The sequence below is a fragment of the Verminephrobacter aporrectodeae subsp. tuberculatae At4 genome (assembly GCF_000193225.1).
GTDB lineage: Bacteria > Pseudomonadota > Gammaproteobacteria > Burkholderiales > Burkholderiaceae_C > Acidovorax > Acidovorax aporrectodeae.
Genome location: NZ_AFAL01000335.1, coordinates 1 through 263, shown reverse-complemented (window position 1 = coordinate 263; position 263 = coordinate 1). Strand labels below are relative to the sequence as shown.

The 263-nt window shown below is 72.2% G+C and carries 1 protein-coding gene; it reads right to left on the bottom strand.

Annotation, left to right across the window (positions count from 1 at the left end; all coding sequences use genetic code 11):
* On the bottom strand, positions 1-204 hold a 204-nt coding region (locus VTU_RS26350), incomplete at its 3' end, for an ATP-binding cassette domain-containing protein (protein ID WP_010102576.1).
* Positions 205-263: the final 59 nt, after the last annotated feature.

Genomic DNA, 263 nt, shown 5'->3' with positions numbered 1-263 from the left:
CTGCCCGCTGCTGCGCTCGATCAGGCGCAGCAGGGCGCGCCCGATGGTGCTCTTGCCCGACCCCGATTCGCCGACCAGGCCCAGCGTTTCGCCCGGCGCGATGGCGAACGACACGCCATCGACCGCGCGCACCGGGCGCGCGCTGCTGCCGAAGTATTTCTTCAGCCCGCGGACTTCGATGAGCGCAGGGGGGACGGCGTTCATGCGAGCTTCTCCTGCGGCACGCGGGCGCAGCGCACCTGCCAGTCCGGGCGGACGGTGCT